Below are 13,401 nucleotides of genomic sequence, written 5' to 3' on the forward strand. Positions count from 1 at the left end.
GGGCCCTACGCCTTCGCGGCCGCGGGAATCCTGAGGGCGGCGAGCACCGGCAGATGGTCGGTGGCCGCCCGCAGGTCCGCCTCGCTCACCCCCTCGAGATCCAACGGCACGCCGCAGCCGAGCACTTCGACGCCCGAGGTGGCGAAGATGGCGTCGATGCGCTGATGCGGGTCCCCCGGCGTCGAGGTGTTCTCGCCGCCCCAGGGCGCGGTCGCCCAGCAGTCCCGCAGCTCCGAGGCGAGCCTCTGGAACGTACGCCCCTTGGGCCGGTCGTTGAGGTCACCGCCCGCGACGGCGTGCTCCACGCCCATCCCGGCGAGCCGGTCGAGCAGCATCCCGCCCTGCTCGTACCGCTCGTCGCTCTGCAGGCTCAGATGGCAGCTCAGCACGCCGAGCCGGGCCCCGCCGAAGCGCACCACGGCGGTGGCGAAGCCGCGCCGGTGCAGCCCCGGCGTCAGCGGAAGCAGCACGTCCTCGGTCCGCTCGACGGTGGCCCGCAGCGAGCAGAGCAGCGCGGGCCCCGACGCGGTGGCACCGCCCGAGAGCATCACCAGATCGGCGGCGCGTGCCAGCCGCGCCAGCTTCTTGCGCCACCGGAAGAACCGGGGCGCCTCCTGGACGAGCACGAGGTCGGGCGCGCAGGCGGCGATCACCCGGGCCAGCGCCTCGGTGTCATCCCGCATGGACCGGATGTTGTAGCTGAGCACCCGGATCACGGCTGAACCGTCGTCTTCGGTGCGGGAGTTGGGCAGCGTCACCATGGGGATCAAGATACGCGCCACGCGGTGCCGCCACGACGAGGCCCGCCGCCCCCGGAAGGGGGACAGCGGGCCTCGTACGACCTGCGTGATCAGCGGGGTCTAACCCTGGCGCGCCAGGTCCGCGGCGCCCACGAGCCCCGCCTTGTTGCCCAGCTGCGCGGCGAGCACCTGCGCGTGCGGACGCCACTGCCCGCCGATGAGCCAGCGGCGGAACGACTTGCGGATCGGGTCGAGCACCAGCTCGCCCTCGTCGGACAGACCGCCGCCCACGATGAACGCGGAGGGGTCGAAGAGCGAGGCCAGGTCGGCGAGGCCCGCGCCGACCCAGCGGGCCAGCTCGCGGTAGGAGTCGACGGCGACGGGGTCGCCGTGCCGGGCCGCCTCGCTGATGTGCTTGCCCTCGATGCCTTCCACGGTGCCGTCGCCGAGACCGAGCAGGATCTCGGCGTTCTCCGGCGTCGCGTTGGCGCGCTGGCGTCCGTACCGCAGGAGGGCGCGCCCCGAGGCGTACTGCTCCCAGCAGCCCTGGCTCCCGCAGCCGCACAGCAGCCCGTCGGGAACCACCCGGATGTGTCCGAACTCGGCGGCCACGCCGAAGCGCCCGCGCCGCAGCTTGTTGCCGATGATGATGCCGCCGCCCAGGCCCGTGCCGAGCGTGATGACGATGACGTCCTCGTGGCCCTGGCCCGCGCCGAAGCGGTACTCGCCCCAGGCCGCGGCGTTCGCGTCGTTCTCCACGACGACCGGCAGGCCGACCCGCTGCTCGACCTTGTCCTTCAGCGGCTCGTGGCGCCAGTCGATGTTCGGTGCGAAGAGAACGGTGGCGCGCTTGTCGTCCACGTAACCGGCGGCGCCGATGCCGACGGCCTCCACGTCGTTCCCCTTGCCGGCCCCGGAGACGGCGGCACAGATCGCGTCCACGATGCCTTCGGCGGTCGGCGGCGTGGGCACCTTGTGGGTGTCGAGAATGGTGCCCTCTTCGTCGACCACTCCGGCCGCGATTTTGGTGCCGCCGATATCGACGCCGATGGTGAGTCCCATGTGTCCCTCAGTTTCGGTCGAGCCCCGCTATGGGCAACCGTACCCGAGGGGTGTTCAGTCCAGGTCGATGTGTTCGGCGGGACCGGGGCCCTCGTCGCGCGGGTCGGGGCCCTTCGCGGCGTCGCTCCCGCGGGTCCAGCGGCCCTCCTGGCCCTCGACCGCGGAGCGGTAGGCGGCGAGCAGTTCGCTGCCGGCGGATGCGAGGTGGTCGAAGACCTCGGGGTTGCGCTCGATGACGGGCTCGACGGCCGCCTTCGCCTGCTGGACGACCTGCCGCACGGTCTGCTCGACGGCACCCTGCGCGACCGCGCCGAACAACGGGCCCTGGAGTCCGGACAGCTTCTCCGATACGGCGTCGACGAGCTTGCGCAGCTCCTCGCCGGCCGAGCCGGGCGGCGTCCCGTACTGGGCGCGGCGCCGGGCCTTCTCCGCCGCGAGATCCTCGGCGCACGCCTTCTCCCACGCGTCGGCGTCGGCCGCTTCGGGTTCGGGCACTTCGCGCTCGGTGGCATCACTCATGACGGAAGACTCCTGCGGAGGGCGGTCCAGGTGGATTCGTACCCTCGACGTTACCCGAACGGCGGTTGTGCGTTCACCGTGTCCGCGGCCACAGATCGGGGTCCGGCGCGAACCTGACCCGCAGCTCGCCGTCGCGCAGTCCGGCCCCGGCGACGGTGCAGCGGCGCAGGGCGGACGGCAGGGGCACGATGCGGCGGCGGGTGCCGGAGGTGACGACGAGTTCGTCCCCGCGCCGGATGAGGCCGAGCTCTTCGCGTACGGCGCCGGGGAGCGGGATGTGCCAGACCAGTACGCCTTCGTCGGCCAGTGCGTCGACGACGCGCCACGGGACGGGGGCCGGGGCCGCGACGGGGGCGGGCGCCCCCAGGGCGGCCAGGTCGTCGGCGCCCCGCGGGTCGCGGCCCAGGTGCGGGAGCGTGCCGAGGATGTCTCCGTACGTCTGTGCCCATTCGGCCAGCGTCTTGCGCTGCTGGGCGACGAGCCCGGAGAGCCAGAGGTCGGCGGTGTCGTCCGGGAAGACCCGGTTGGCGTGCAGGGCGTCGGTGCGCAGACCCTGGAGGGCGAGGCCGGTGGCGGCGGCGCGCACGGCGTCGGAGCCCGCGGGTCCCGGCTCGGCGACCAGGCGGACCGTCGTGCCGGGGTGCTCGATCACCGCCTGCGCGGCGGCGAGTTCGGTGTCCCAGCGGGCCGCGGTCTCGTACAGCCAGGAGGCGGGCATGGGGACGCCGGCGAGGCGGCCGAGCATGGGGCGCAGGGCGCGGGCCGCCTGCCGCTCCGGCGGAAGCAGCCTGCGCAGATAGCGGCGCAGCTGTTCGGGGAGGGCGAGGACCGCGAGGGCGCGGGGCGCCGGGGGCAGGTCCACCACGACGGTGTCGTACGTGCTCTGTCCGGCGTCGCGCAGGGCGCGCAGCAGGGCCAGTTCGTCGCTGCCGGGCAGCGGGGTGAGCTCCTCGCCGTCGAGGCGTCCGGCGCCGAGCAGGTCGAGTGCGGAGCCCGCGCGGTTCTGCAGGGCAAGCAGGTCGTCCCGGAACGCGTCGCCGGGGGTCAGTGCGCGCAGGGTGAGGTTCGCGTGGTCCGCGCCGAGGGCGTCGAGGGGGTCGGCGGAGATCAGCAGGGTCCGGTGCCCCTCGCGGGCCGCGGACAGCGCGGTGGCCGCGGCGACGGTGGTCCGGCCCGAGCCGCCGGGGCCGGTGACGAGGAGGGTGCGCATAGGAGTGAACGGTACGTGAGGTGAGTCCCGCCGCCTCGCGGCGGATCTCCCCCGTCGGTGCTACTTCGCGCCGGACTCCACGCGCTTCTTCAGACCCGCGAGCGCCCGGTCGGTGATGACCTTCTCCGCCTTGCGCTTGATCATCCCGAGCATGGGGATCTTGACGTCGACGGTCAGCTTGTACGTGACCTCCGTGCCGGTCCCCACGGGCCTCAGGAGGTACGAGCCGTCGAGCGAGCGCAGCATCTGCGACTTGACGAGGGTCCAGCTGACCTCGTTCTCTCCGGTCCAGGTGTACCCGAGCGTCTGGTCGTCCTTGATCGCGCCCGCGTCCATGACGAGGCGGACCTGCTTGGCGCGGCCCTGCTCGTCGGTGTCGAGCACCTCCGCCTCCTTCACCTCACCCGTCCAGTCCGGGTAGCGCGCGAAGTCGGCGATCACCCCCATCACCTCGGCCGGTGCCGCCTCGATCGTGATGCTCGAGCTGGTGTGTTCCGCCATCTCTGTGGCTCCTCCAGATGCGGTCCGGTACGGGGGGTGGTGTGTACGTGTGTGACGCGTGAAGGCTACCGCGCACGAAGTGGCCCACCTTCACCACTCCAGGGCCCACGGTCTGCCCGAGCTCGCGAAGTGCCCCACGTTCACACACTCCGTCGCCCCGATCCGCATCCGCCGGGTCAGCGGCTGGTGAACGTGGCCGAAAAGTGCGTACCGCGGGCGGGTCTTGTGAATGGCCGCCAGGAGGGCTCGGCTGCCGCGCTCGAAGCGGCGCGCGACGGTGTCGTACACCAGCTCGGGGACGTCCGGCGGGATGTGCGTGCAGAGCACGTCGACCTCGCCGACGGCCTCGATCTTGGCCGCGTACTCCTCGTCGCTGATCTCGTACGGCGTTCGCATGGGTGTGCGCAGGCCGCCGCCGACGAAGCCGAAGACCCGGCCGCCGATCTCGGCCCGGCCGCCGTCGACGACGGTGGTGCCGGGGCCCGCGTACTCCGACCAGAGGGTCGGTATGTCGACATTGCCGTAGGTGGCGTACGTCGGTGTGGGAAGGGCGGCGAACATCTCGGCGTACTGCTTGCGCACCGCTTTCTCGATGGCGGGCCCGCGGTCTATCCCCGCCCACAGCCGGGAGCCGAACTCCCTGGCCTCCTCGAACCGGCGGGCGGTGCGCAGCTCGACCAGGTGATCGGCGTTCTCCTTGCCGAAGAGGTCGGGGAAGATGCCGCGCGAGTGGTCGGCGTAGTCGAGGAAGAGGACCAGGTCACCGAGACAGACGAGCGCGTCGGCCCCCTCGCCCGCGCGGGCGAGATCCTTCGTGTTGCCGTGCACGTCACTGACCACATGGACCCGGAAACCTGGCATGCCGATCACCCTAGAACGAGCGGGCAAACGAGGGTAGAGGCCCTGAGAAGGGGGCGGACCTGCGGTTACTTCCGAGTCGGGAATGGCGTGGCGTACTGTGCGGTTCAGACCACAACGTCGTGTGACGCACCGAACATCTGGCCCGGACCCCCTACCGAACAAGCCATACCCATGGGTAACGTCCGGGCAGTCCAGTAGTGCTCCAGCTGTCTTTCCCCCCATTTCCCCCGGAGCACCTGCCCGATCTTGGACCGCACCGTCGCATCGCACAACGTCGTGGCGCCGGCGCCCTATGTAGGAGCAGCAGTCTTGCGCGAGTTCAGCCTTCCGGCCCTGTACGAGGTCCCTGCGGACGGCAATCTGACCGACATCGTCCGCAGAAATGCCGCGCAGCACCCGGATGTCGCCGTCATCGGCCGCAAGGTGGACGGCGCCTGGCAGGACGTCAACGCCAAGACCTTCCTCGCCGAGGTGCGCGCCGCGGCGAAGGGGCTCATCGCCTCCGGAGTGCGCCCCGGCGACCGCGTCGCCCTGATGTCCCGCACCCGTTACGAGTGGACGCTCCTCGACTTCGCCATCTGGAGCGCGGGCGCGGTCACCGTGCCCGTGTACGAGACGAGCTCGGCCGAGCAGATCCAGTGGATCCTCGGCGACTCCGGCGCCGTGGGCATCCTCGTGGAACTCGACGCGCACAGCGCCGCCGTCGAATCCGTGCGCGACCGTCTTCCCGACCTGGTCAACGTCTGGCAGATCGACGCCGGCGGCGTCGACGAGCTGAACCGCGCGGGCGCCGACGTCCCGGAGGAGACCGTCGACGAGCGCAGCGCGGTCGCCGGCGCCGACGACCCGGCCACCATCGTCTACACCTCCGGCACCACCGGCCGTCCCAAGGGCTGTGTGCTCACCCACCGCAGCTTCTTCGCGGAGTGCGGCAACGTGGTGGAGCGCCTCAAGCCGCTCTTCCGCACCGGCGAGTGTTCGGTGCTCCTCTTCCTGCCCGTCGCGCACGTCTTCGGCCGCCTGGTCGAGGTCGCCGCGCTGATGGCGCCGATCAAGCTGGGCCACGCGCCCGACGTCAAGAACCTCACGGACGAGCTTGCCTCGTTCCGGCCGACCATGATCCTGGGCGTCCCGCGCGTCTTCGAGAAGGTCTACAACTCGGCGCGCGCCAAGGCGCAGGCCGACGGCAAGGGCAAGATCTTCGACAAGGCCGCGGACACGGCGATCGCGTACAGCCGCGCGCTCGACACCCCGAGCGGGCCCTCGCTCGGCCTGAAGATCAAGTACAAGACGTTCGACAAGCTGGTCTACAGCAAGCTGCGGGCCGTCCTCGGCGGGCGCGGCGAGTACGCGATCTCGGGCGGCGCGCCGCTCGGTGAGCGCCTGGGCCACTTCTTCCGCGGCATCGGCTTCACGGTCCTCGAGGGTTACGGCCTGACGGAGTCCTGTGCGGCCACCGCCTTCAACCCGTGGGACCGCCAGAAGATCGGCACGGTCGGCCAGCCGCTGCCCGGCTCGGTGGTCCGGATCGCCGACGACGGCGAGGTGCTGCTTCACGGCGAGCACCTGTTCACGGAGTACTGGAACAACGAGGGCGCGACCGAAGAGGCGCTGGCCGACGGCTGGTTCCACACCGGTGACATCGGCACCCTCGACGAGGACGGCTACCTCCGGATCACCGGCCGCAAGAAGGAGATCATCGTGACGGCGGGCGGCAAGAACGTCGCTCCCGCGGTGATCGAGGACCGTATCCGTGCGCACGCGCTTGTCGCGGAGTGCATGGTCGTGGGCGACGGGCGGCCCTTCGTGGGCGCGCTCGTCACGGTGGACGACGAGTTCGTTGGCCGCTGGGCCCTGGACCACGGGAAGCCGGCGGACTCCACTGCGGTGTCCCTGCGGGACGACGCGGACTTCCTCGCGGAGATCCAGAGCGCGGTGGACGACGGCAACGCGGCGGTCTCCAAGGCGGAGTCCGTACGCAAGTTCCGTGTCCTCGCCTCGCAGTTCACGGAGGAGTCGGGCCACCTGACGCCGTCGCTGAAGCTGAAGCGGAATGTTGTCGCGAAGGACTACGCGGACGAAATCGAGGCGATTTACCGCGGGTAGCGTGTGCGGATCCGCCCACTCGCCATAGGGGGCCACTCTTCTCTCGCGACTGCGGGTCGTAGCTGGTTGCTCGCGCAGTTCCCCGCGCCCCTTCAGGGGCGCGGGGAACTGCGCGGCCAGCCCATGACGGCCGTCAGTCGCCCCTTAACCCCCAGCGGCAACCCCTCAGGCGCTCAAAGCAGATCCCGCAGCCTCTCCGCCAGGAGATCCCAGCGCCAGCGCTCCTCCACCCACTCCCGGCCCCGCTCCCCCATGCGCCGCCGCAACTCCCCGTCGCCGAGCAGAGGGATGATCCGGTCCGCGGCCGCCTCCGGGGAGCCGCCCCGGACGACCCAGCCCGTCTCACCGTCCAGCACCGCGTCCGGCGCCCCGCCGGAGTCCCCGGCCACGACCGGGAGGCCCGTCGCTGAAGCCTCCAGGTAGACGATCCCGAGGCCCTCCACGTCGAGCCCGCCCCGCCGGGTCCTGCACGGCATCGCGAAGACGTCGCCCGCGCCGTAGTGCGCGGGAAGTTCCTCCCAGGGCACGGCCCCCGTGAACCGGACGGACTCCGAGACCCCGGTCTCGGCGGCCAGCTTGCGCAGGTCGTCCTCGTAAGGGCCGCCCCCCACCACCAGCAGCACCGCCTCAGGCTCCCGAGCCAGAATCCGCGGCATGGCGAGGATCAACGTGTCCTGCCCCTTGCGCGGCACGAGCCGCGAGACGCACACCACGACGGGCCGGTCCGTGAGGCCGAGGCGGGCCCGCACGGCGTCCCCGCCCGAGCCCGGGTGGAACGTCTTCTCGTCGACACCGGGCGGCAGTTGAACCATCCGCCCCGCCGCCGCAGGCGAGAGCGCCGCGGCGATGCGCGAGCGCGTGTACTCACCCAGATAGGTGATCGTGTCCGTCGAATCGCCGATGCGCCTCAGCAGTTGGCGTGACGCGGGCAGCTGCGCCCAGCCCGCCTCGTGCCCGTGCGTCGTGGCGACGAGCCGCCTCGCGCCCGCCTTGCGCAGCGCGGGCGACATGAGCCCCAGCGGCGCAGCGGCCCCGAACCACACCGACTCGCAGCCGTGTTCACGCAGCAGCGAGACCGCGCGCCGCGTGACGCGCGGGGTCGGGAGCAGCATCGTCGTGGGGTCGCGTACGACCTTGAAGGGCTGCTCCGCGTCGAAGGCGGCCGTCGCCTCGGCGCCCTCGGGCCCCCGCTTCCACGTGGAGGCGTAGACGACGAGCTGTTCGGGGTCCAGGCGCAGCGCCATGTTGTGCAGGAACGCCTGGATGCCACCGGGCCTGGGCGGGAAGTCGTTCGTGACGATCAGGGTCTTGTGCATCGTCGCCGACAGTACCGAAAGCCCGGCAGAGCGTGCCTCTCGGCCCATCCACGGCCACGCCCGGCATCATGACTCCACGAACCACAATGAAGTAGCCGAAAAGGGGCGTGGTGCGCGTGGCGCGGATCCTGACCGTCTGGGTCCTGACCAGGGCAGTGCTGCTGCTCTGCGTCTTCAAGGTGCTCACCGCCCCCGGCCCCGACGTGACCAGCGACGTCACCGTCATCTACCAGGGCTGGTACGAGGTCCTGCGCACCGGCACCTTCCCCCTCGACGACGTCACCTGGCAGTACCCGCCCGCCGCCGCCCTCGCGGTCCTCTCCCCCGCCCTGCTGCCCTTCGTGGACTACACGTCGGCGTTCTTCGTGCTCGCCCTCCTCGCCGACGCGCTCGTCTGCGGACTGCTCCTGTACGCGGGCCGCCGCCCCGGCAAGTCCCTCCGCGGCGCCTGGGTGTGGGTCCTCGGCGTGGCGCTGCTCGGGCCGACCGTCTACGCCCGTTACGACGTGATGGTGACGGCAGTCGCGGTCGCCGCGCTGCTCGCCGGGGCACGGCACCCCCGCACGATGGGGGCGCTCGCGGGGTTCGGCGCGCTGCTCAAGGTGTGGCCCGCCCTGCTGCTCGTCGGCATGCCACGCGCGCGTGCCACCCGGAGTTCCTGGGGCGCGGCGGTCGCCACCGCACTCGGCCTGACCCTCGCCTTCCTGGTGACGATGCCCGGCGCGCTCGCCTTCCTGACCTTCCAGCGCGACCGCGGAACCGAGGTCGAGTCGCTCGGCGCGCTCGTCTTCCACGTCGCGCGCCACCTCGGCTGGCAGGGCGAGGTGCAGCTGAACTACGGCTCGGTGGAGTTCCTCGGCCCCTACGTCACGCTGGTCAGCTCGGTGGCGCAGGGGCTCTCCGTGGCCGCCTTCTGCTGGCTCCTCGCGTGGCGGCTGCGGGCCCGTGTGTGGTCCGCGAGCACGGTCGCGGACGCGGCCTTCGTCGCCGTACTGCTGTTCACGACGACGAGCCGGGTGATCAGCCCGCAGTACCTGCTGTGGCTGGTCGGGGTCGCCGCCGTGTGCATGGCGTTCCGTGCGAGCCGCATGGAGCTGCCCGCGCGCCTGGTCCTCGCGGCCACGTTCGTCACGTTCCTGGAGTTCCCCGTCTGGTTCTCGCACGTGGTGGCGAGCGACCCGCTGGGCATCACCCTGCTCTTCGTGCGCAACGGCCTGCTCGTCGCGGCGGCGCTGCTCGCCTGCCGGAACCTGTGGCGCCAGACGGTGTCCGAACCGCGGGCCCGTGCACGGGCGTCGGCGTCCGACGAGGTCAGCCGAGCTCGGCCCGCAGATACGTACGCCACTGCGCCGTGAACTCCTCCAGGGAGATGTCCAGGACGTCCCGCAGCCCGTCCTCCACCGCACCGGGCCTCAGCTTCCGCTCGCCGACGGCTTCGTAGAAGTCCGTCAGGCGCTCCTCGCCCCACTGGTCCGCGATCATCCGGCAGGCCAGCCACGACCCCTCGTACGCCTGCGCGAGCTTGCCCGCGTCCCCGCTGAAGCCGAAGTCGTCGTCCTCGGGGAGCGCGCCGGGCAGTCGCTCCCCCTGCACCGCGCGGCGCAGCTCGGGGGCGGCCTGTGCGGCGGTGCGGCCCGTGCCGCGGTAGCCCACCCAGTCGGCGAAGCCCTCGGAGAGCCACAAGGGGGTCGCCGGTGAGGTGTCCGCGCGGGTCGCGACATGCGTCGCCTCATGGGTGAGCACGACCTGCTTGCCGAAGTCGCCGAGCACGCCGTACGCCTCGGGGTTGACGATGATCCGGTCCGCGGGCGCCCCGCCGGAGCCGCCCGTCTCCCCCGTGGTCACCGCCGCGATCCCCTGGTAGCCGGAAGCGGGTGCGCCGAGCAGCCCCGCCATGCCGTCGAGGGACTTGGGCACCATGACGACGACCCGCTGCGGCCATCTGCCCTGCCAGGCGTCCCGCACCAGGGGAACCGCCCGGTCGGCGAGGGCCGCGTACTCCCGCAGCGTCGTCCTCTCCCGCTCGCCGCGCCCCACGCCGAGCACGAGGCTGTGAGCGCCCCGTACGGACGTCACGGGCCCCTGGTCCCAGAGCTGCTGCGTGGCCTTCCTCGCGGGCCGCTCAGCGGCGACGTACCACCGTCCTTCGCGCTCCTGGAGCGTGAGCGAGCGCGAGGTGACGAGCGGCTCGCTGTCGTAGCCCTTGATGCGGTACCGCAGGTCGGCGGTCGCGGTGGCGCGCGCGCCGCTGCGCCGGAAGTCGGTCAGGCGGTACTGCCAGGACTCCAGCGGGACCTCGCGCAGGTTGTCGTAGGCGGCGGTGCCTGCGTCGGTGCCCGTCGCGCGGTACGCCTTCGCGTCCCGGTCGAGCACCGCGTCCGCCCGCCGTTCGAGCAGCCTGCGCACGTCGCCGGGCGCGGCATCGGGCGCCGAGGGACCGCCGCACCCGACGAGCAGGGCGACACACATCCCAAGGACCCACGACCCACGCCCGCGACCAGCCACGTTTCAGATCGTAAGGGCAGCGGGCCGCGGACCGCCGGTCAGATCCGCGTCACCGACGAGACCGGCATCATGCCGACCGGGTCGTAGCGCACGGGAGCTCCGGGGTAGGGCGCGTGCACGACCTGGCCGTTGCCCATGTACATCCCGATGTGACTGGCGTCGTCGCGGTAGGCCACCAGGTCACCGGGCTGCGCCTGGGCCAGGGGCACCTGGCGCCCCGCGTACCGCTGGGCCTGCGAGGTGCGCGGCAGGCCGACGCCCGCCTGTGCGTACGACCACTGGGTGAGGCCCGAGCAGTCGAATCCGGAAGGGCCGTTGGCGCCCCACACGTAGGGGCGGCCGATCGCCGACCGCGCCGCCGCGATGGCGGCCGCGGCCCGCGATGAGGCCGGCCCCGCGCTCCCGAGGTCCGGCATCTCGTCACGTCCCGAGCGCGATGTCCTGTCGTACGCCTCACGGTCCCGCGAGGACAGCGAGTTCAGGAGCCGGCGGGCCTTGGCCAGCTTGTGTTCGACGGCTCGCTTCTGGCGGGCCACGGCGGTGCGGCTCTTCTCCAGCTCGGCGAGCTTGTGCCCCGCCTCCGTGCGCTCCTGGGCGAGGCTGCGCTGGGCCTGCTGCAGATCGGTCAGTTCACCGGCCTGCCGGGCGCTGATGCGGTCGAGCGTGGCCGCCCTGTCCAGATAGCCGTCCGGGTCGGAGGAGAGCATCAGGGCCAGGGAGGGGTCGATGCCGCCCGAGCGGTACTGCGCCCCGGCGAGCGAACCGAGCGCACCGCGCATCGTGTTGATGCGCTCCTGGCCGCGGGCGACGCTGTCCTTGGCCCGCTCGACCTGCTCGCGCAGGGTGTCCGCGCGCTCATCGGCCTTGTTGTACGCCTCGGTGGCCTTCTCTGCCTGCTCGAAGAGGCGGTCCACCTTGGCCTTGGTGGTCGCCGGGGTGTCCTGCGGTGCGGCGCCCGCCGGTGCGGCGAAGGCGGCCGCGGCGGTCGCCGCGGCGGCTGACAGGACGGTGACGCGCGTGCTCCGGTCCAGACCGGACAGCGCGGGACGACGATGGGACCCCACGGGAAGCCGCTCTCCCTCCGCATGACGGACCCCCGGGCGAACCGGGGGAAAGTCCCCCGATGCGTCGGGGGAATGGGCGCGAGAGTAGCCGTGGGATCACGTCACGGCCAAAGACCCCGCCGTGCACACAACGTGACGCCCCGCCGGAGACGCAGGTCACCGACGGGGCGTGGGGTCAGCGTGAGTTGCCGGAATTCGCCCGTTTGGGCGGCTCTCCGGTCGTTTCAGATGCGGACGCCGAACTGGAAGGAGCCGATGGTCGACATCGACTCGTAGCGCACCACGGCACCCGGCTTCGGGGCGTGCAGCACCTGACCGTTGCCCGCGTACAGACCCACGTGCGCGAGGCTGTTGAAGAACACCAGGTCGCCGGGCTTCAGCTCGCCACGACCGATCTTCGGGCCGTCGTTCTGCTGGGTGTACGTGGTCCGGGTGATCTGCACACCGGCCTGGTTGTACGCCCACTGCGTGAGGCCGGAGCAGTCGTAGGAGTTGGGGCCGCTGCCGCCGGAGACGTACGGCTTGCCGATCTGCGTCGCGGCGGCGCTCAGGGCGGCCTGGCCGCGCTGCGAGGCCGGGGCCTCCTTGCCGAGGTCCACGCGGTCGCCGGCGTCGCGGCTAGCGCGCTGCTCCTTGGCGGCGAGCTCCTGCTTCTCCTTGGCGGTCAGCGTGTTGAGCAGCTTCTGGGCGGCGCCGAGCTTGCTCTGGACTTCCTTCTTCTTCTTGCCCAGTTCCTTGCGCGTGTCGGCGAGGTCCTTGAGCTTGTCGGAAGCCTCCTTGCGCTCCTGCGCGAGGGTCCGCTGCTTCTCCTGGACCTTCTTGAGCGCCTCGACCTGCTGACCGCTCAACTGGTCCATGGCGGACGCCTTGTCGAGGTAGTCGTCCGGGTCCGAGGAGAGGAACAGCTGGACGGAGGGGTCGATGCCGCCGGAGCGGTACTGCGCGCTGGCCATCGAACCGAGGCCGCCGCGGAGGTCGTTGAGGTCCTCCTGGCCGCGGGCCACCTTGTCCTGAAGCTCGCCGATCTCCTTCTCGAGCTTCTCCTGCTTCTCCTTGGCGCCGTTGTACCGGTCGGTGGCCCGGCCCGCGTCCTCGTAGAGCTTGTCGACCTTGGACTTGACCTCGTCCTTGCTCGGCTTCTCGCTCGGCGTCGCGTTGGCCGCCTGGGAGGTGAGTGCGACGGCAGCGGCGGCGGTGGCGGTGAGCACGGTCACGCGCGCGCGGCTCGGCTGCTTGGGTCGACGGTGGGACGCCACGAAGGCGGCTCCTTCTTCCTCCAGCCGCCTACCGAGGACCGGTCGGCGGGTACCACCGCTGTCACCCCGGATGGGTGATCAACCGAGCGGAGGTTCGAGGCGAGACCCTAGTGACCTTCTTGTGATCAGTTCAAATCCTGACCGGCAAAAAGTGGGGTGCGGGAGGCATATTTTACCGATAACGCACAGCCGGTGATGACCTCTTGACGCTACGTCGCGTGGTCGGCGCCCCAATTCGGGCATAGGGCACAGGAGTTACGT

General features: G+C 71.6%; 12 protein-coding genes. 2 read left to right on the plus strand and 10 right to left on the minus strand.

Features of this window, described 5'->3' with window-relative positions:
* Positions 1 to 5 precede the first annotated feature (5 nt).
* The 6 genes from AB0M70_RS24700 to AB0M70_RS24725 form a co-directional block, all read right to left on the minus strand.
* Positions 6 to 761: an endonuclease/exonuclease/phosphatase family protein gene (locus AB0M70_RS24700; protein WP_365822789.1), complete on the minus strand. Its 756-nt coding sequence runs from the start codon at positions 759 to 761 to the stop codon at positions 6 to 8.
* Between the two features lie 99 nt (positions 762 to 860).
* On the minus strand, positions 861 to 1,802 hold the full coding sequence (locus AB0M70_RS24705; RefSeq protein WP_363208268.1) for an ROK family glucokinase: 942 nt from the start codon (positions 1,800 to 1,802) through the stop codon (positions 861 to 863).
* Between the two features lie 54 nt (positions 1,803 to 1,856).
* Entirely contained in the window at positions 1,857 to 2,321 is a 465-nt protein-coding gene (locus AB0M70_RS24710) for a DUF5304 domain-containing protein (RefSeq protein ID WP_365822792.1), read from the minus strand.
* A gap of 73 nt (positions 2,322 to 2,394) precedes the next feature.
* Positions 2,395 to 3,531, minus strand: coding sequence for an ArsA-related P-loop ATPase (locus AB0M70_RS24715; RefSeq protein ID WP_365822794.1), 1,137 nt, complete (start codon positions 3,529 to 3,531; stop codon positions 2,395 to 2,397).
* 60 nt (positions 3,532 to 3,591) lie between these two features.
* Complete coding sequence (locus tag AB0M70_RS24720) at positions 3,592 to 4,032, minus strand: SRPBCC family protein (RefSeq protein ID WP_365822796.1); 441 nt, start codon at positions 4,030 to 4,032, stop codon at positions 3,592 to 3,594.
* A 90-nt stretch (positions 4,033 to 4,122) separates the two neighbouring features.
* Positions 4,123 to 4,893 (minus strand): metallophosphoesterase, encoded by a 771-nt coding sequence (locus AB0M70_RS24725; RefSeq protein WP_365822798.1) that lies wholly within the window; start codon positions 4,891 to 4,893, stop codon positions 4,123 to 4,125.
* 309 nt (positions 4,894 to 5,202) lie between these two features.
* Here AB0M70_RS24725 and AB0M70_RS24730 point away from each other — a divergent pair, with 309 nt between their 5' ends.
* A complete protein-coding gene (locus tag AB0M70_RS24730) occupies positions 5,203 to 6,999 on the plus strand; it encodes an AMP-dependent synthetase/ligase (RefSeq protein ID WP_365822800.1) in 1,797 nt (598 codons plus the stop codon).
* Between the two features lie 173 nt (positions 7,000 to 7,172).
* Here AB0M70_RS24730 and AB0M70_RS24735 read toward each other — a convergent pair whose 3' ends face one another.
* Entirely contained in the window at positions 7,173 to 8,315 is a 1,143-nt protein-coding gene (locus AB0M70_RS24735; protein WP_365822802.1) for a glycosyltransferase family 4 protein, read from the minus strand.
* A gap of 110 nt (positions 8,316 to 8,425) precedes the next feature.
* Here AB0M70_RS24735 and AB0M70_RS24740 point away from each other — a divergent pair, with 110 nt between their 5' ends.
* Positions 8,426 to 9,670: a glycosyltransferase family 87 protein gene (locus tag AB0M70_RS24740; protein ID WP_365822804.1), complete on the plus strand. Its 1,245-nt coding sequence runs from the start codon at positions 8,426 to 8,428 to the stop codon at positions 9,668 to 9,670.
* Here the strand turns inward: AB0M70_RS24740 and AB0M70_RS24745 are convergent.
* The 3 genes from AB0M70_RS24745 to AB0M70_RS24755 all read right to left on the minus strand — a co-directional run bounded on the left by AB0M70_RS24745 (position 9,627) and on the right by AB0M70_RS24755 (position 13,140).
* Entirely contained in the window at positions 9,627 to 10,820 is a 1,194-nt protein-coding gene (locus AB0M70_RS24745; protein ID WP_365822806.1) for a hypothetical protein, read from the minus strand. The genes AB0M70_RS24740 and AB0M70_RS24745 overlap by 44 nt on opposite strands.
* A gap of 38 nt (positions 10,821 to 10,858) precedes the next feature.
* Complete coding sequence (locus AB0M70_RS24750; protein ID WP_365822808.1) at positions 10,859 to 11,884, minus strand: NlpC/P60 family protein; 1,026 nt, start codon at positions 11,882 to 11,884, stop codon at positions 10,859 to 10,861.
* Between the two features lie 224 nt (positions 11,885 to 12,108).
* A complete protein-coding gene (locus AB0M70_RS24755) occupies positions 12,109 to 13,140 on the minus strand; it encodes an NlpC/P60 family protein (protein ID WP_365822810.1) in 1,032 nt (343 codons plus the stop codon).
* Positions 13,141 to 13,401: the final 261 nt, after the last annotated feature.

It is taken from the genome of Streptomyces sp. NPDC051214 (genome assembly GCF_040682375.1).
GTDB lineage: Bacteria > Actinomycetota > Actinomycetes > Streptomycetales > Streptomycetaceae > Streptomyces.